We start from the raw sequence: 17,007 nt of genomic DNA on the forward strand, positions 1-17,007 counted from the left end.
CGCCGTTCATACAGCAAGTTCCGATGTCGGCATTGAACTTCCAGCAATTTGGCAACAATACCAATCACCAGGTCAAGCTACCCCTTCATTTTGGCATCATGGTGCCCATCCAAGTAGCACTACCTTTTATCACCCTAGCTACGCTCCACCACCTCAGGCTCAAGTCTTTTATCATTTCCCATCAATTTATTTTCAAAATTTTTATGGCACGTTTAACATTTAATAGCCATCACTGTATTCCCCCTACATTGCAATAAAGATTAACCTCACTCCAGTTTCAACATAAAAAGTCGAATTTCCTAAATAAGAAATTCGACTTTTTAAATTATTCCCCCAACTAAAGTAACCATTAAAGAAAGATATTTATTAAAGATTTGAATATAATTTTTACTTATTTAATACTTTATATGATTCATCACAGTTAGTCACTTTGCGGGATAACCAACACATACCATCTTTTGCAAATAGACTTTCCTCTCTTTACGTTAATTCACTCTTTTTCTTCTATCCAGCCCTTAACATTACATTTTCTGTAGCAAAATAAAAAAAGCACTTAAGATTGTAAATTCCTACAAATCTTAAGTGCTCTTTTGAAAATTTTTCTATAAATTTTTCTTATTGTCCATTATTGGCAGGAACCTCTCCTGCATTTCCACCATTATTTGGTTGTACTGTTGCAGGTGGGGTTGGAGTTCCTTGACCTCCATTATTATTCGCTGGAGGTGTCGTTCCTTGGCCTCCTCCGTTATTTGCTGGAGGTGTCGTTCCTTGGCCTCCTCCGTTATTCGCTGGAGGTGTCGTTCCTTGACCATTTCCGTTATTTTGTTCATTTTGTTTCTTTTCTTCTTCTTGTTTCTTTTGCTCTTCTAGTTTCTTTTGTTCTTCTTGCTTCTTAAGTTCCTCTTGTTTCTTTTGCTCTTCTTGTTTTTTCAGTTCTTCTTGTTTCTTTAATTCTTCTTGCTTTTTCTCTTCTTCAGTTTTTTGCTGTTGATCTTGTTTTGGTTGCTCCGTTGTATCCGGTACGCTAGTATTTGGCGATGAATCACGTTTTTCACCTTTTATACGTAGCTCACTACCTTCTTGAATAACGCTACTTGGCATTTTAAAGCGTGATTTATCTGTAGCCATTTCACTCATCATTTCTTTAAAGATCAACTGTGCAATTTTCGTATTTTTACTACTAATATACTCGTCTTTACCATCTTTCATATACCCTGTCCATACTGCCATCGTATATTGCGGTGTATATCCAGCAAACCAACTATCACGAGTTGCACTTTCTGGAATTTTATATTGAGCTAATTGTTTTGATGAGTAGTTTGTCGTACCCGTTTTACCAGCTACATCTAAAGATGCTATATTTGCAGATGTACCAGTACCTGATGTAACTACAGAACGAAGCATATCTGTAATCATATATGCTGTAGAATCTGTCATAACTTGTTTTGGTTTTTGTCCAAAACTTTGTGACTTACCATCTGGATAAACGACTTTCTTAACAAAATGCGGTTTCGTATATTTACCATCATTACCAAATGCCGCATAAGCGCCCGCTATTTCAGTTGGTGATACTTCATTTGTACCAATCGCTGTTGATTCAGTCGGTGCCGTATTAAATGTAATGCCTAATTTCTCAGAGAAGTCTTTTGATTTATTAATTCCAACTTCTTTCGCAGTCTTAATTGCTGGGATATTTCGTGACTTTTCTAATGCTACACGCATTGTAATAGGGCCCATATGACTTCTATCTGAATTTCGTACTTCTTGTCCCGTTGAATACTTAAATGGAGAGTCATCAATTTGATGGTACGTAGCCCATTTTAAATATTCAATTGCAGGAGCGTAGTCGAAAATCGGCTTCATCGTTGAACCAGCTGCACGATCTAATTCAATTGCCATATTATGCCCTTTAAATACAGCTTTATTTTCTCCACGGCCACTACCTATAGCACGAACTTCTCCTGTTTTCGTATCCATAAATGTAAATGCACCTTGGAATTTATCGTTCGGATAATCAATGATATTATTATTTAAAATATTATCAGCAAGTTTCTGCGCTTTCGGATCTAACGTTGTATAAATTTCTAAACCATCAGAACCAATATTAGCATCTGGCAATTCTTTTTCTACTTCTTTCACAACTGCATCCATAAATGCAGGGTATGGCATTGTTTGTAGTTGAGTTGCAGGCTTGAGTCCCTTTTCTACGTCAACTTTTGATGCTTCTTCCATTTCCTGTTTTGTTATATATCCATGTCGATTCATTAAGTTTAGAACAACATTTCTTCTTTCTGTTGCTTTTTGAACATTTTCTTTTTTCGTTGGATCATAGTTATTCGGTGCTTTCGGTAAACCTGCCAGCATCGCAACTTCTGGTAATGTTAAGTCCTTCAATTCTTTACCATAGTAGTTTTGTGCTGCTGTTGCGATCCCATATGAACGGTTTCCTAAGTTAATTTTATTTAAGTACATCTCTAATATTTCATGTTTTGAATACTGTTGTTCTAGCTTATAAGCTAAATATATTTCTTGCGCCTTACGCTTTGGTGTTTTGTCCATTGATAAGAAGTAGTTTTTAATAACTTGCTGTGTTATCGTACTTCCACCTTGAGAACCGTAATCTCCCTTAAGACTTACTAGAACAGCACGCGCAGTACCTTTAAAATCTACTCCGCTATGCTCATAAAAACGTGAATCTTCTGTTGCTAAAAATGCATTTTCTACTAATTTAGGTATTTGCTCATACGTAACATTCGTCCTTTTTTCTTTTCCATATTCATATACCAAATCCCCGTTTTTATCATAAATTTTTGAGGATAACGGATTAACAAGTTTTGCTTTCTCAAGTTTTGGTGCATCCTTAATCATTACGAAAAAGGTAGCAACCCCCGCCACTAAACCAACAATACCAAGTAATAAACAAGTAATTAAAAACTTGCGAAAGAATGATGTTTTACCTTTTGGTTTTTGTGTTTTAGAAGCTGGTTGTTTTTTCTTTTTAACTTGTCGTCGTTCCTCTCGAGAACGATAATTTTCTGACATGTTACTTTCTCCTGCCTTTCAATTCTCCCGTTGATTTACTTAAAAATATTGAGGTCACTTTCTAAAATGCATTTGATTAAGAAAGTATATTGACCTGGAGCATTCAATATTTTCCCAATTCACAGATTATAAATTTTAGAATACTTCTTATACAAACTATTTTCACTTCTATTTTTCCTAATAACGCTGCCCCTTTAAGCATAGAATGTAAAAAGTGAATTTTTAATACCTCGTATAAATAATATACCTTTTTTTCAAATGGTCAATATTTTCTTATTTATAAATCAAAGGTGAAATAAAAATAGCACAACGATATGTACTTCGTGTGAACTTCCTTATAATTACGTATAACAAACATTTAATATATTGCATATAAGTATAATACCTCTTAAATTATAAGGATTTCAACATCACAACCTCAACATATACAAGAAATTATTAAAAATGAAAAGTGAGGAGTTGCGTAATGATGAAGCTATCTCCCGTGATTTCAAAAAATATAGTTGCTGTTGGCTATAATCCTTTTTCTATGATTTTGCGAATCCAATTAAAGAACGGTATGTACGATTTCTTTAATGTACCAGAAAGTATTTATACTGGCCTATTACATGCACAATCTAAAAGTTATTATCATAAAACTTATATTAAAAATTCTTTCCGCCACACAAAAATTTAAACTTAACACCCACTAAAAAAAGGAGGTTAATCCTCCTTTCTTTTAAAAACATTTCACAGATGAATTATCTTCGATTCCTCTTATTAATTTCATCATATGCTTGAATTTGTTTTTTCAAACGCCGATCAGCTTTTTTATCATGCACTACAAGAATTGCATGTATAACTCCTGGAACCCAAAATATTAATGTTAATATGAAATTTATTATTGCCTGAATTGGTTTTCCACAAAATAGTACAGCAACAGGTGGAAGAAAAATTGCTAATAAATACATCATCCCTTGAAAACTCCTTATTTTGTATTTTATATATCCCTTTTCAAAACATACGTAAAGAAACCTTATGATGTTGTTGTTACATAAATTTTCATTAAGTATATATAACATCTCTTACTTTATATATTCTATCTATAGGCAAAAAAACCTACTACTATTTTAATCTTAACGTACCTATAAAATTCATGTATCTCCTTCTATTTATATAAGTATTTCAACCTTTTCATTGTTTTCTAGCCTATTTTCTTCCTCTATTGCAGTTACTCCAATTGCAGAAATTAACGTTCCTATCGCTTGTATCCAAATACCAATGAGTGCAATTATTCTCTCATCCTTCTTATCAAAAATACTATCTTCATTTTCTCTCTCATCTTTCAATACATTTGAAACACCTTGATACGCTTGTAATCCAGCACCTAAACTTTGCATGGAGTTACCTAATATAATCATTTTCTGTAGTACATTTATATCCATCAAAGCTGCTTCTACTCCTAAAAAAGCACCGATCGATTGTAAACTGTTCCCTGTAATAATAAGATAATCATTTTCTTTCGATTGTTCATTTATATTAAAATATGTTCCTATTACATTTGATATATTCCCTAATGCTAATAGCTCAATTCCTATTTGATCAAGTAATTTACTTTGATTCTCTAAGCCTATATTTTGATTTTCTCTTTTTTCTTCCCCATCATCATAATTGCTCGCAATGATTTGTAATATATACCCGAGGGCTTGTAATGAGCTTCCTACAATAACAAGATCCGATTCAACTTTCTCTTCTCCAATAAATCCTCTTGTCGTTCCAATTGCAGCTGTAAGGTTCCCTCCTACTTGAAACCATGCCCCTGTAACTTTTAAACCGCTTGGATTCATTTTTATCACCTATTTAAATATTTTCTAAACCCTTCAAAATAAAGTGAAACTTTAATCAGTGGGGTTTTCTTCATCCCCCGCCTAAATTCTTTGCTTTCGCTGAATTTTGAGGTGGGGGTCTTACTGATTGGCAAATAGCGGAATAAATAAATTCCACCCTTAATCTTTTATTTTATTTTTCAAATGTAATTTTGTGAATGATATAATGTGCTACTAATATAAAAAGCACCTTAAAGGTGCTTTTTATATGCATGCTGGGCATGTCAACGAATCTCCATTTTTATCTATTGTTATATTCAATATATATTGAGTTGCTTTATGTGACCAAGTTTCAGGTGTAGGTGATTCATTTATATATTGTGGCGCACATGACTTCAGCATTGGAGTACTAATACTCCCTCCAGGATCTAAAGCAACTACAGCCATGCCATGAGGTAATTCCAGTGCCATAGATTTAGTGATACCTTCAATTGCAAATTTCGAGGCACAATATGGCGCAAGCTCAGCTTCACCTTCTCTCCCCCAACTAGAACTCATATTAATGATAATTCCTTCTTTCCTAGCTACCATTGCGGGAACAAACGCTCTTATTACATTCACTACACCATTCACGTTTACATTCATTACATTTTCGAATTCTTGAGCCGTAATTTTCCAAAGTTGTGCATTTTGATTTACAATCGATGCATTATTTACTATCATATCGGGAGCCGTATGTCTATTAAGTATATAATTTGCCCAGTTGTTAACTTGCTGAGAATCTGAAACATCAATTACTTGAAAATCATGTATTTTACTGTACTGTTTTTTTAGTTCTTCAATTTTATCTTTTGAACGTCCACAACCATATATGTTCCACCCTAATTCATCAAATCGGTCAACCATCGCACGTCCTAACCCTTGTGTCACACCTGTAATAATTACAGATTTACCAATTTCTTTTCTCTGCATTTCTCTCATCCTCCTTCCCTATATCTTACTCTCTTCATTTTTATTCAGCCATTTACTATAGTATCAACTCAACTCATACTTTAGTAATGGTTTTGATATTGCATACATAAATAAAAAAAGTAACCATCATGGTTACTTTTTGCTATATATCTAAAAATTCATTGTTTATTTCATTATCGTTTTTACATTTCAACTTCTCTTTTCCACATTTCTCACACTGGTAAATATAAACTACACCTAATGTACTTTTTTAAAATCCTCATTATCCTGCATCTTAATAAAAATATATTTATGTTTACAATGCGATTCACCCAAATAATTTTCAAACCACTTTTTCAACACAACACATTCCACCTTTATGATAGAACCTTTATTTAGCTGCCTTATTACATACTTTTATTTAAATATTCAATCTCATATTGCAATTTTTTAAATTGCTCAAAATGCATGGTAATAGATTGGCTACTACCATAATCAACATTTTGTTTCACTAATATAACACCCGTATCATGAAAAAGCGCTTCAAGTTCTTTCCTAATAGACACTTTCGCAATATGAGCTGTTTTAATTGCAGATAAAATTGCAATTTCATTAAACTTTAATTTTATTTCATTTGGACAAAATGCGTCTTCAACTAATATAACTTCATTACTATAAATTAGTGCAACAAGATTACTTGATTTGGCATCTGTTAAATCAACTTTTTTCATAATATCTTTCATTACATTTTGCCTCCTTTATTTTCGTATATATCAATTATACAAATTTTTTTAAAAAATTACTCAACTTTATTATATTAATTTTAACACACTTTTATTGAAATCCATGCTCCAAACGTTTTACTATTCCACAATTTTTATTATATGAACCATCTGGACTATAACTCCATATAGTAATGTTAACAACTTATTATAAAGCAGGTGAAAATTATGCCATCAGTTGTAGGGAATTTAGTTGTACAAAATAGTAATGGTTCATTTAACTTAGGTGATTTCTACAACGTTTCTCCAAAAGAAAATACGAAAGCTTATAATGGCTCTGGCGCATCAAACGTTGGTTTTGTTGTTAATACTTTTAGCGGTGTTAGCGCGACCAATACATTTGATTCTGACCTTGCAGATCAAAACCAAGTGGGTACAGCCTAATCTTATGTTCAACTTTTTGTATAGAAAATTTTAATTTGTCTATACTATAATCAGGCTGTTTGACAGCTCTTGTTGATTTTGGAGTACCCTATCTTTTTCTCCCTTTCCCTGGGGCTCAGCAGCTAGCACGAAGCTAGCTGCTTTTTCTTGTATTATTTGTCTCATAAATCAGAAATAAAAGAAGCTGCCATTTAATATTCAGCTTCTTTTACGTTATTTCAATAATATCCATAGCGTTAAATACGTAAGTTTTATAAAAGGCGTCTGTACAAATTACAATTTGTTTTACCGGATTGATATGTACAACAGTCATGTAGTTTGTTAGTATGTAACCATCTTCAAAATATGTTACCAATATTTCTTTCTCAGACAGTAATGACGTTAATAATTTATCAGAAATTCTCTCTTTTGCTTCGTTTGTTAAAAGCGGTTTTTGTACTTTTAATTTCTCTCCAATAATCTTTCTCATATTTAAAAGTTGTTCGGATATTACTGTAAACGGAACCCACTCTCTTTCTTCTTTTTGTATCTTTACATCGTTCATTTTTATCTCCTTGATCATTTATACATTTATTTAGCCATACTATCCCTTAGTTATTTTTAATACGCACTAAACTCGGATTTACTTCTAAACTATAATTAGGTTACCTCTCAAAAGAACATTCGTTCTTATTATACACGAACTTACGTTCTTTCGAGAAGAGCCATACTTATTATTTTTTAACAAAAAACATAATTTTATTTATCTCCATACTTTTTCCTTTATCAAATAAACTTCTCATTTCTTATGTAAAATGCATATAACAACTAAAAGGCGACTTCACACAAAGTGAAATCGCCTTTTCTTAAAAAATATTTCAATGTTTATTTTTCTATTCTAACTAATGTTCTTTCTGGAATACATAATTCATCTATATTAAAATGATTTATTTTTAATTTCAATTCCCCTACTCGTTCCTTATCTTCATCACCAACCCAACAACTGAATAATTCGAAATAGTCTCCATCTTCCAAATAACCTTCCATAATCTTGCATAAAGTTAAAAGTTTTTCTTTCGCTTCTTTTTTTTCCTTTACGTTTTGCCACTCGACAAGTTCAATTCCCCAACTAGTTGAAACCTCATATATATAATTTTTTTAGAATTGATAATCTTGTACAATTTCAAGCATACTTTCATCTGCAAAACATGGTCCAAAAACAATTACATCATTAGAATCGGGCTCCGTTAACGGAATTTCTACATTACAGCCTATGTAACTTGCTAAACTCATTTTATACTCCTCCAATATTCGTATAAAAAATACTTCATAGTATATTTATTTACTCAAATATAAAATCCCTGCCTAAACAAAAAAGTTTTAAATTTTTTCGTTTATTAACCATCTATAACTGAACACATATACTATGATGAACGAACTCACAAAGCATAAGAAAAGAGAGCATTTACAACACTCTCTTTTCTTACATACTCTATGAAACTTTACAAAACTGAATCAGTGATTTTTATTATTATATTTCATTACATATACTTAGGTTGTACTATTATATGTAACTCTCTCTCTGTATCCGCTTTTTTCGGATGACGAAAATAATTAAGTTCGTACTTTAACACTTTATACTCAACAATTCCGATTTTAATCCCTTTCGTTTCTTTTAATATAGCTAATAAATCACTTACATTTTCATCATATGACTCAAAAATTTTCGCGCCGCCCTCTCCTTGAAAGATTACTTTCATATATTCTCCCCACCTTAATTTATTGATGTGGTAAATGACGCGTTTAATACGATTCATTATTTATCCTAAAATTTTCACACCAAAAAGAACATCCTTTCCATTCGAATGCTCAGCTTTTTACTAATTATCCATATTAAATATTTATTCAAAAACATTATATGTATTATTTTTTAAATTATGTTCGATATCCATTATTAAAGAATAAATATATGTAACAAACTTGCATAATGAAAACCGTATAATATCCACTTTCGTTGAAATAGTATAGCACCTTTAATTATCATCCATTATTTTCCATTGTAATTCTTAATATTTAAATGTAATATTGTATTGTCTTACTATCTATTTATAACTCACACACTAATTAGAAAAGGGAACTCTATATGAGTTCCCTTTTCTAATTATGATTACAATCATTATTTCTTTTCTAGAAATTTAAATGTATCTTTAAATTCTTTATTATTCACTTTAATATCAGCATCTTTCAATAAATCATTGACTACTTGTTGTTTCCATTTACCTGTCGTATCTTGTAGTCTTTGTTGTTCTAAATCTTTACGAATTTTTTCCTTTACTTCATCAAATGGCTTCAATTCTTTTTTATCCGTCACTTTAATAATATGGTAACCGTAAGTTGTTTTAACTGGATCACTTACTTGGCCTGCATCTAATTTATACGCAGCTTCCTCAAATTCTTTCACTGTTTGTCCAGGAGCAAAACCAGATATTTCCCCGCCCTGTTCCTTTGAACCAGTATCTTCTGAATACTGTTTTGCTAAGGCAGCAAAATCTTCACCATTATTTACTTTCTCCTTTACTTCTTTAGCTGTCTTTTCATCTTTCACTAAAATGTGACTTACTTTCATTTCTGGTTTATAGTTATCTTTCACATCTTTTTCTGTGACTGTTGCTTTAATCGCTTTCTCAAATGCAATTTCTGGCTTCATTTTTTCTTTTAATTCATCTTCATTTTTCAATCCAAGTTGTTCTAAAGTTGATTTAAAGTTCTCACCCATTTTATCTTTTGCTTCTTCTACTTTCTTTTTTGCTTCCTCATCCGAAACTTTATATTTATCTAACAATGCCTTACTTAACATCATTTGATATAAAGTACTTTCTCCATATTGTTGTCTTAATTCTTTACTTAATTCTTTCTCTGTAACATTTCCTACTTTTGATGTTACTACGTTGTCTGAAGAACCACATGCAGATAATGCTAGCATCACGCATGAAATAATTGTTCCAATAAATATTTTTTTCTTTTTCAATTCAAATACCTCACTTTTATCATTATGCAAATTAACTATACACAGGCATTGTGAAAACAGTGTGTTTTCTGCATGTAATTCATTTCATATGAGTTGACTATGTATCATGCATTTCCATTTTTAAACATAAAGAGTCTTCTTACTATTATGTATAGTAAGAAGACTCTTTACATACACCTCAAAAACAATACGGCTGCTATAGTTACTTAATACTTACATGTTCTTCAGGTATCCAACTATTCTGCCCGATATCTACCGCATTTCCCACTCTACCCCACACTCGAAAAGATGTCGATCCATCTATATTTCCTTTATAATTCATACATTCAGGCTCTTCATAATAATTTACTCTGTAGCCGACAGGATATTTCGAAGTTGCATAAAACCATTTCACCTTAAAATGTTTTAAATATGCCCACTGCTTATCGTTCCCTAAACAAATCATATCTTGCTCACCGCCTCCCCAATAACCTGTTAAGATTAAATATGGAATTTTCTGAGTGAGTGCACCTGTAAATTGAGGATTCATGGGATTCTCATATAAATTTATTCCGTATCCATCAGGATATTTCGAAACTGCAATACCAATGCCATTCGGTTGCTGTTTATACACTATGTTAGATTGATTTGCTTTGTTCGAATCTATAAACCAAGAAAGTGACTTATTTCCTACTAATCGATTCAGATCACATTTCCCAATCCCAGGAACATTCCCTGAATCCGTATATTGCCAAATATCACATGGATATGCTGGCTTATTCCCTCCATAACGAGGGATCCATACGAAATCAGCTTCAATATTACGTGCTCCAAATGATAAATACATGTGATGCCCTACATATAATCCTACTTTTTCCGCACCTAAACGGCGTAATTCATCAATAAATGCCTGTGTCCCGCCTTGCATATCTGCCATCGTTTGAACTTCTACGTCCGCCACCCAAAACTTAGCTGATTGATCACCACGATTCCAAAAATCTTGTGCCTCTTTTTTTGCATCAGCAATAGATATAAAACGGCAAAAAGCATAATTACCGAATGGGATACTATACTTTTTCATTTCACTAACATAATTTTGATACATAAAATCCACCGTATTAGAGCCATCTTGAACTCTAGCAATCACTAAATCTAGCTGAGATGCTGCAATATCCCAATTGATAGTTCCATTCCATTTTGAAATATCTACAATATAACCCATACATTCCAGCTCCTTTTTAATGTCTTATTCATAGCTTGTTTTATTGTAAGCCTTATCTCTCTAAAACTAGCTATCTATAATATAAATAAAAAGAATAGTTACTGTTTTAAAAAATATATTCTCTTTCAGAAATATTTCTATTAACTTTAATATATATACCATATAAAACATTCTCATATTTGAAATATACCCTACTATTCATTTGTTATGTAATCTCGTCCTATCAATCAAGGTATCAATCATTTTTACGGATATTAGAAAAAATCCCCCTACATTATTAAATTAAAACTTCCAATATCAATTCCCTTTCAGCTAATATAAATCATTCCTCATTTTCTATATATTCTTAAGTCAAAATTACTATCTTTCCATGAAATTTTAGATTCAGAAAATTTTTAATTAATAGAAAATTATTCCTACTAACCTACAATTGTCCAATCTGCACACTATTGGTGCATAAAAAAGACATTTTCTATTCATGAAAATGTCTTTTTATAGTCTAATAAAACAATTTTGGTGTTAAATCTTTATTTTGTAATTGTGTATTTTCACTGTTCATAACACAACTTGTAGAAAATAATATTGGGCTATCACAAACCTCATCATTCATTACATCACGAAATACATTGGCAGCAACACCTGTAAACGTTTGACATAAGTTAGAAATATCGTCATTGAAAAACTGAATGACTTCCGCGGCGAAAACCGGAAAGACAACATTCGGTCCGCCAGGGAACTGAGGCTGTACCACAACTTGTTCAAAATAAGGATTATTTTCTAGTGCTACTTGAAATAAATGAGCTATTTCAAATGCATCTAGTGGACAAGGAAATGGATTTACAATTTCATTCTCATTATTCGTTACAATAACTGTCACACTTACATTCCCAAATTGTACAAAAGATTTTAAAAGCGTTGCTAATGCTCTCGCTTTTTCATTACTTAACGCATGCACTAAAATAATATAATTACCACCAACAGGAATAAGCGGCCCAACTGTAACAGTTGGATCAGCACCTATTGAATTTTTTAATTCATTAAAATATGTGATCCACGGTGGCGAAAGCTGAGCTTGTACATTTTCTTCCACTATTTTATACTACCTCCTTATACAATTCTTACTAACATAATATGTAGAAAATAAAAAAATGCATTAGTTATATTAACCATTTGCGTATTTATTGATTATATTAATTAAACGTTTTATTTCGCATTCTCAATTTCCCCTTTACATCTTTAAGCAATTTTACTACTATGAAATTCTTTATTATAAGCAAATCCACTGAAGTTTCATATTATACTAATACGACTCTACATCCTTTAACTTATAATACTCAATATTAGGAGCTGATTTCATGGAAAAAAAACCTATCGTGTTCAAAATCCCACCAAATTCAAAACTAAAAGTTACATTTTTCGGTCCTTGTAACGAAGTAATTACAAATGTGTCTATAATTAATCAACTATGCACCCCTAGATGTCAAACTATCACGCAATATCCAGACTTTAAGAAATATGTGACTGAAGTACGATCGCTATCCCGTTGTTAGTCCGCATAATGTACGATTTTCACAAATTTGTTACCTAAAATAACTGAGAAAGAAAATAGATGCATTCCTAAACTAAAATTACACATTTTATGATATTCCATTGATAATTCATTGATTTTTTACACGTTTTTATTAAAAGAACATATATTATCGTATGGAGATTATCCACTCATAAAACCTATCTTTCTTTAGAGCGTACTTTTTATGTATGCTCTTTTTTTATGTAACCGTCCCCCTTCTAAATTGACCAACAATATATTAAAATTCTTTATATACACAAGGAGGTCAAATATGTTCAAGCTGCATCCAATACTACTCATCTTAGGATTGATTTTGTTTTTATATAGTGTACTCGCCTTTATGTTATTCTTTTCAGTGTATTAGCATTGCCTACACAAATCTATGTTCAATATGTAATTTCTATATAGTAAAAAAAACGTAATGATACGATTTTTTATGTATTCCGTCTTTCTTGTTCTATAAGAAAACTAGTAAACTTACTAACAATGAGTTTTCAGAAGCATGTTACTTATTTACATATTATTTTGTTCAATACCTGAAGAAGGTTGAAGCCTCTGAAAATTAAACTATACTTTACCTATTTACTTATATATTTTAGAAAAACAATAATAATCCCCCACCATTTGGTAAGGGGATTAACTAAACCTACTAAAAAATATTTAATGATCTGTTTTATTTAATTGGAGAAGGAAATCTTGCTGCTTCAAAGTGAACCGTATTTAAACCATTAACATTTTGTATAATTACGCCCGCAATACTACTTTCTGCAAAAACTTCAACTAAATCTCCTGCTTCTAATTGAAGAATAGTAGTTACTGAAACATCATTATTAAAAAATACTCCTGTTCCAAAGAAATCATTATCTATCGCTATTGCTGGATTTCCATTTACACGAATTTCTACTCTAGCTCTGTAATTCACATTAAAATCATTTGGAGAAAATGTTATATTTCCTAATACATTATATACCCCTCTAGTTTTCGGAGTGAAAATGGATGTTACTGGATTATATTCATTCGCTAGATCAAATTGTTCATTTTGAAATAATACTTTAACAGGAGTATTTGCTAGAACAGGTTGATTAACTGTATTCACAGCTCTAAATGCCGATGCCCTTACAAGCTCCTCTTTCTTATCATCACAACACTTCACCTTTACATACTTCCTATCACATTTACTACTTTTCCTATAACAATCATGACTTTCCTTTTTGTAATCTTTACAATACTTACAGTAATAATAAGACATAGTTAGTCCCCCTTTACACTTATTTTTACATAGTATGCTATATAGATTAGAATAGCTTGGACGACCTGTTACTATTTTTAATAGAGTAAAAAACCCTCACCATTTCGGTGAGGGTTTACCTTTAAGCTTCTGTAAATTCATTGTTTAATGACTTTATTTAATTGGAGAAGGAAATCTAGCTGCTTCAAAATGTGCACCATCTTCTAAAGGACTTAAAACTCCATCTATACTACTTTGTGCATAAATCTCAACTTCATCCCCTGCATTCAATTGAACAATCGTCGAAACACTTACTACATTTCCAAAACTTATTGGACCAAAAAAGTCATTATCTATAGCTATCGCTGCGTTTCCATTCACACGAATTTCTACACGCGCTCTATAATTTAAAGTTGGATCATTTGGAAAGAAACCAATCGTTCCAATAATAGAATATACTCCTTTAGTCTTCGGCATAAAAATAGATGTTGCTGGATTATACTCATTCGCTAAATCAAATTGTTCATTTTGAAATAACACTTTCACAAAAGTATTAGCAGGAACATTTTGATTTACTGTATTTCTAGCTCTAAATGCGGATGCTCTAACAAGATTGTCCTTGTTATCATGGCACTTACTAGTGTTCTTACAACAATCATGATGCTTCTTTTTATACTCCTTACAATACTTACAGTAGTAATAACAAGACATACTAATTCCCCTTTCAAACTTATTACTACATATTATGTAAGATTGATTTATAAGGTTTGGACTAGCTATTTTTATTATTCATAAGGGCGCTATTAACCTGCACCCTTATTTATATACACCACTTCATTCCTTATTAGTTATAAGTTGTATACAGTTCCATATGGAATAGTAAGAAAAGAACTTCCGTACGGTGTAACATGATGTACTGGGTAAAAATACTCTATGGAAGAATAATACGGTTGTACACCTTGCTGCTGCATTTGCAATTGTTGTTGCATTTGCAATGCTTGTTGAATAGCTTGGACTGTACTTTGTGCTCCACTATACGTTATAGATGTACCATACGCTGGTCGCATACCAGTTTCAGAATTAAAATATGAATAAAACATGATTTTCAGCTCCCTTCCCGTATAAGTTATTACAAATTATATTATGATTCTTTATTTCAGTGGGTACTATAAAGCTAGTCCGCTCGCTTATATTCAAATGACAAAATAAAAAAGTAGCTGCTAGACTACTTTGACTCCTTCTTATTACCAAATGAAATGATATACATATTCTCCTGTTACACGCTCATTAATTCCCGCAACCCTAACGAACCTAAGTAAATCCGCTCCTTGAAGGAAATATACCGAAATCGTAACCGGTACTTGTGACCACATGAATTGATAAAGCTCATTCACTCTCTGATTCGTCGTAACGATTAAATCATTTACAGGTCCATGATTCCATGCAGAGGTTTGAACTGAAGTGAAAGAAAGGTCTTTCCCATTAACCACTATTCTTGATACGCTTTGAGTTATGTCCACAATAATCCCCTCCAACATTACAAAAATTGGACCTTTTTTAGTTCATATTATTATAAATATTCTTGACTGTAATAAATGTTTAAGGCAAATCCCTAATAAAGTGAAACTTTAATCAGCCCTCACCAATCGGGCTTTTACGGGCAGCCCGACTCCACCTAACTTCTTTGCTTCCGCTGAATTTTGAGGTGAGGATCTTACTGCCCGTTAATGCGGGATAAATTTTTTTATTCATATCCCTTAATTCCCATTACAACCATATAATTTCTAACCTTATTCAATTTTTGTAATTAAAATAAAAAATAGCTAATTCACTACTTAAAAAGTAAAAAAAGCATCAGATTGACTAGTAAGTAGATGGTTAAATGAATGTAAAATGTTTTTAAATTATCTACTCTTTTTTTAGTTTGGAAGTAACTCTCATCTCGTCCCATCTTTATACACCACTTTCTTAATCACACTGAACGCAATATTCAATTGATGAGTTTGTCATTTCGTTACCTCCAATTAACGCCTTTGTTCAATGTAGTAATTTTCTTGTATAATAAAAGTTAATTAATCTAGAAGGGACTGAATTATGCGCAGATATCAATATTTTTAATCTACCTATCATTACAACATAACGGAGGTAAAAGTATTGATTACAGAACTACACTCACAGAGATTATATTTAAGGAAAATGAAAGCATCTGATTCACTAAGTATGTTTAAAATATGGTCTGATCCTGATGTCACTAAATTCATGAATATAAGTAATTTCACTGATGAGAACGAGGCAAAAGATATGATTCAATTCCTTAACGAACTCGCTCAAAACAATAAAGCTATACGTTTTACTATTATTGAAAAAGAATCTAATCACATTATCGGTTCATGTGGCTATAATTCCTTAGATTTTGAAAACTCAAAGACTGAGATTGGCTATGATATTTCAAAAACATTTTGGGGTAAAGGATATGCACCTGAAGCAATATCCTCTTTATTAGATTATGCTTTTACACATCTAAAACTAAATCGTGCTGAAGCAAAAGTTGAACCTGCAAATGTAAATTCCATAAAAGTATTAGAAAAATTAAACTTTACTTTTGAAGGTACTCTGAGAAAGAGCGAAAAATCAGCTGGAAAGCTTATCGATTTAAATATCTATTCGAAATTAATAAGCGATTAATTTTAGTCCCTCTGCCCATACTCAATCAAAGTGTGGGCTTCTTTAATTTCTGTATAAAATTCAAAAGTTTGACACAATCCTGGAAAAAGCTTATAAAGAAAAGTGAGGTTTCGTTATTTTCACACTTAGTAGCGCAGTCATGTTACATACAATTTTATAAGTGTGAACGAACTACAAAACTAAAAAACAAATAATAAGTTTGCAAATACGAATTTTGCATATAAATTCGTGTGATATTGAAAGGAGTTTTACTTATGAAAGAAATTAAAACAGAACAAGAATTCAAAGACATCATCGCAAGCGAGGAGCCTGAGATCGGAAAAACGTCGTGAAGGGAAAGAGTGTACAGAAC

19 protein-coding genes and 4 pseudogenes are annotated in these 17,007 nt (G+C 31.8%); 6 read left to right on the top strand and 17 right to left on the bottom strand.

Annotated features, from left to right (window positions below):
• Positions 1–223: hypothetical protein (locus H6481_RS27115; protein ID WP_182813694.1), on the top strand; the 223-nt coding region annotated here is incomplete at its 5' end.
• Positions 224–615: 392 nt separating this feature from the next.
• On the opposite strand, the gene H6481_RS27120 is transcribed toward H6481_RS27115, so the two are convergent.
• The gene (locus H6481_RS27120) at positions 616–3,042 is read right to left on the bottom strand and encodes a PBP1A family penicillin-binding protein (RefSeq protein ID WP_024927965.1); all 2,427 of its coding nucleotides are present in this window, start codon (positions 3,040–3,042) and stop codon (positions 616–618) included.
• 466 nt (positions 3,043–3,508) lie between these two features.
• Between H6481_RS27120 and H6481_RS27125 the strand changes: the two genes are divergently transcribed.
• Positions 3,509–3,718 (top strand): KTSC domain-containing protein, encoded by a 210-nt coding sequence (locus tag H6481_RS27125; protein WP_000977080.1) that lies wholly within the window; start codon positions 3,509–3,511, stop codon positions 3,716–3,718.
• Positions 3,719–3,782: 64 nt separating this feature from the next.
• Here the strand turns inward: H6481_RS27125 and H6481_RS27130 are convergent, their stop codons facing one another.
• The 5 genes and pseudogenes from H6481_RS27130 to H6481_RS27150 all read right to left on the bottom strand — a co-directional run bounded on the left by H6481_RS27130 (position 3,783) and on the right by H6481_RS27150 (position 6,541).
• Positions 3,783–3,995 (bottom strand): YqaE/Pmp3 family membrane protein, encoded by a 213-nt coding sequence (locus H6481_RS27130; RefSeq protein ID WP_000990219.1) that lies wholly within the window; start codon positions 3,993–3,995, stop codon positions 3,783–3,785.
• 198 nt (positions 3,996–4,193) lie between these two features.
• Positions 4,194–4,868 (bottom strand): hypothetical protein, encoded by a 675-nt coding sequence (locus tag H6481_RS27135; RefSeq protein ID WP_053564572.1) that lies wholly within the window; start codon positions 4,866–4,868, stop codon positions 4,194–4,196.
• 243 nt (positions 4,869–5,111) lie between these two features.
• Positions 5,112–5,819: an SDR family NAD(P)-dependent oxidoreductase gene (locus tag H6481_RS27140; protein WP_065483449.1), complete on the bottom strand. Its 708-nt coding sequence runs from the start codon at positions 5,817–5,819 to the stop codon at positions 5,112–5,114.
• Positions 5,820–5,961: 142 nt separating this feature from the next.
• A pseudogene (locus tag H6481_RS27145) lies at positions 5,962–6,161 on the bottom strand (hypothetical protein).
• A 44-nt stretch (positions 6,162–6,205) separates the two neighbouring features.
• The gene (locus tag H6481_RS27150) at positions 6,206–6,541 is read right to left on the bottom strand and encodes a hypothetical protein (RefSeq protein ID WP_000651909.1); all 336 of its coding nucleotides are present in this window, start codon (positions 6,539–6,541) and stop codon (positions 6,206–6,208) included.
• Positions 6,542–6,748: 207 nt separating this feature from the next.
• Between H6481_RS27150 and gerPF the strand changes: the two genes are divergently transcribed.
• Positions 6,749–6,964 (top strand): spore germination protein GerPF, encoded by a 216-nt coding sequence (gene gerPF, locus H6481_RS27155; protein ID WP_001141569.1) that lies wholly within the window; start codon positions 6,749–6,751, stop codon positions 6,962–6,964.
• A gap of 208 nt (positions 6,965–7,172) precedes the next feature.
• On the opposite strand, the gene H6481_RS27160 is transcribed toward gerPF, so the two are convergent.
• The 6 genes and pseudogenes from H6481_RS27160 to H6481_RS27185 form a co-directional block, all read right to left on the bottom strand.
• Positions 7,173–7,508, bottom strand: coding sequence for a YolD-like family protein (locus H6481_RS27160; RefSeq protein WP_002093988.1), 336 nt, complete (start codon positions 7,506–7,508; stop codon positions 7,173–7,175).
• Positions 7,509–7,828: 320 nt separating this feature from the next.
• A pseudogene (locus tag H6481_RS29030) lies at positions 7,829–8,236 on the bottom strand (hypothetical protein).
• Between the two features lie 248 nt (positions 8,237–8,484).
• Positions 8,485–8,703, bottom strand: a complete 219-nt coding sequence (locus tag H6481_RS27170) for a hypothetical protein (RefSeq protein ID WP_000864277.1) — start codon at positions 8,701–8,703, stop codon at positions 8,485–8,487.
• A gap of 416 nt (positions 8,704–9,119) precedes the next feature.
• A complete protein-coding gene (locus H6481_RS27175; protein WP_000727352.1) occupies positions 9,120–9,971 on the bottom strand; it encodes a peptidylprolyl isomerase PrsA in 852 nt (283 codons plus the stop codon).
• A gap of 202 nt (positions 9,972–10,173) precedes the next feature.
• Positions 10,174–11,172 carry a glycoside hydrolase family 25 protein gene (locus H6481_RS27180; RefSeq protein ID WP_000540668.1) on the bottom strand — a complete coding sequence of 333 codons (999 nt, stop codon included), beginning with the start codon at positions 11,170–11,172 and terminating at the stop codon, positions 10,174–10,176.
• A gap of 499 nt (positions 11,173–11,671) precedes the next feature.
• Positions 11,672–12,262: a hypothetical protein gene (locus H6481_RS27185; protein WP_023521858.1), complete on the bottom strand. Its 591-nt coding sequence runs from the start codon at positions 12,260–12,262 to the stop codon at positions 11,672–11,674.
• Between the two features lie 265 nt (positions 12,263–12,527).
• On the opposite strand from H6481_RS27185, the gene H6481_RS27190 reads away from it, so the two are divergent.
• Positions 12,528–12,722, top strand: a complete 195-nt coding sequence (locus tag H6481_RS27190; protein ID WP_000412560.1) for a hypothetical protein — start codon at positions 12,528–12,530, stop codon at positions 12,720–12,722.
• A 693-nt stretch (positions 12,723–13,415) separates the two neighbouring features.
• On the opposite strand, the gene H6481_RS27195 is transcribed toward H6481_RS27190, so the two are convergent.
• The 5 genes and pseudogenes from H6481_RS27195 to H6481_RS27215 all read right to left on the bottom strand — a co-directional run.
• Positions 13,416–13,991, bottom strand: coding sequence for a hypothetical protein (locus H6481_RS27195; RefSeq protein WP_053564576.1), 576 nt, complete (start codon positions 13,989–13,991; stop codon positions 13,416–13,418).
• A gap of 153 nt (positions 13,992–14,144) precedes the next feature.
• The gene (locus tag H6481_RS27200) at positions 14,145–14,681 is read right to left on the bottom strand and encodes a hypothetical protein (RefSeq protein WP_001278088.1); all 537 of its coding nucleotides are present in this window, start codon (positions 14,679–14,681) and stop codon (positions 14,145–14,147) included.
• A 137-nt stretch (positions 14,682–14,818) separates the two neighbouring features.
• The gene (locus H6481_RS27205) at positions 14,819–15,070 is read right to left on the bottom strand and encodes a DUF3947 family protein (protein WP_000500094.1); all 252 of its coding nucleotides are present in this window, start codon (positions 15,068–15,070) and stop codon (positions 14,819–14,821) included.
• 144 nt (positions 15,071–15,214) lie between these two features.
• Entirely contained in the window at positions 15,215–15,490 is a 276-nt protein-coding gene (locus H6481_RS27210) for a hypothetical protein (protein ID WP_000355695.1), read from the bottom strand.
• A 320-nt stretch (positions 15,491–15,810) separates the two neighbouring features.
• A pseudogene (locus H6481_RS27215) lies at positions 15,811–15,921 on the bottom strand (2TM domain-containing protein); the annotation flags it as partial.
• 203 nt (positions 15,922–16,124) lie between these two features.
• Between H6481_RS27215 and H6481_RS27220 the strand changes: the two are divergent.
• The gene (locus tag H6481_RS27220) at positions 16,125–16,655 is read left to right on the top strand and encodes a GNAT family protein (protein WP_098377148.1); all 531 of its coding nucleotides are present in this window, start codon (positions 16,125–16,127) and stop codon (positions 16,653–16,655) included.
• 254 nt (positions 16,656–16,909) lie between these two features.
• A pseudogene (locus tag H6481_RS27225) lies at positions 16,910–16,978 on the top strand (thiol reductase thioredoxin); the annotation flags it as partial.
• Positions 16,979–17,007: the final 29 nt, after the last annotated feature.

It is taken from the genome of Bacillus sp. ME78 (assembly GCF_903970865.1).
Classification (GTDB): Bacteria; Bacillota; Bacilli; order Bacillales; family Bacillaceae_G; genus Bacillus_A; species Bacillus_A cereus.

Bases quoted from the DNA above. Each gene is read 5' to 3' on its own strand.
- gerPF (WP_001141569.1), top strand. From the start codon at position 6,749: ATGCCATCAGTTGTAGGGAATTTAGTTGTACAAAATAGTAATGGTTCA.
- H6481_RS27150 (WP_000651909.1), bottom strand. From the start codon at position 6,541: ATGAAAGATATTATGAAAAAAGTTGATTTAACAGATGCCAAATCAAGT.
- H6481_RS27190 (WP_000412560.1), top strand. From the start codon at position 12,528: ATGGAAAAAAAACCTATCGTGTTCAAAATCCCACCAAATTCAAAACTA.
- H6481_RS27140 (WP_065483449.1), bottom strand. From the start codon at position 5,819: ATGCAGAGAAAAGAAATTGGTAAATCTGTAATTATTACAGGTGTGACA.
- H6481_RS27170 (WP_000864277.1), bottom strand. From the start codon at position 8,703: ATGAAAGTAATCTTTCAAGGAGAGGGCGGCGCGAAAATTTTTGAGTCA.
- H6481_RS27195 (WP_053564576.1), bottom strand. From the start codon at position 13,991: ATGTCTTATTATTACTGTAAGTATTGTAAAGATTACAAAAAGGAAAGT.
- H6481_RS27120 (WP_024927965.1), bottom strand. From the start codon at position 3,042: ATGTCAGAAAATTATCGTTCTCGAGAGGAACGACGACAAGTTAAAAAG.
- H6481_RS27135 (WP_053564572.1), bottom strand. From the start codon at position 4,868: ATGAATCCAAGCGGTTTAAAAGTTACAGGGGCATGGTTTCAAGTAGGA.
- H6481_RS27180 (WP_000540668.1), bottom strand. From the start codon at position 11,172: ATGGGTTATATTGTAGATATTTCAAAATGGAATGGAACTATCAATTGG.
- H6481_RS27160 (WP_002093988.1), bottom strand. From the start codon at position 7,508: ATGAACGATGTAAAGATACAAAAAGAAGAAAGAGAGTGGGTTCCGTTT.
- H6481_RS27200 (WP_001278088.1), bottom strand. From the start codon at position 14,681: ATGTCTTGTTATTACTACTGTAAGTATTGTAAGGAGTATAAAAAGAAG.
- H6481_RS27130 (WP_000990219.1), bottom strand. From the start codon at position 3,995: ATGATGTATTTATTAGCAATTTTTCTTCCACCTGTTGCTGTACTATTT.
- H6481_RS27205 (WP_000500094.1), bottom strand. From the start codon at position 15,070: ATGTTTTATTCATATTTTAATTCTGAAACTGGTATGCGACCAGCGTAT.
- H6481_RS27125 (WP_000977080.1), top strand. From the start codon at position 3,509: ATGATGAAGCTATCTCCCGTGATTTCAAAAAATATAGTTGCTGTTGGC.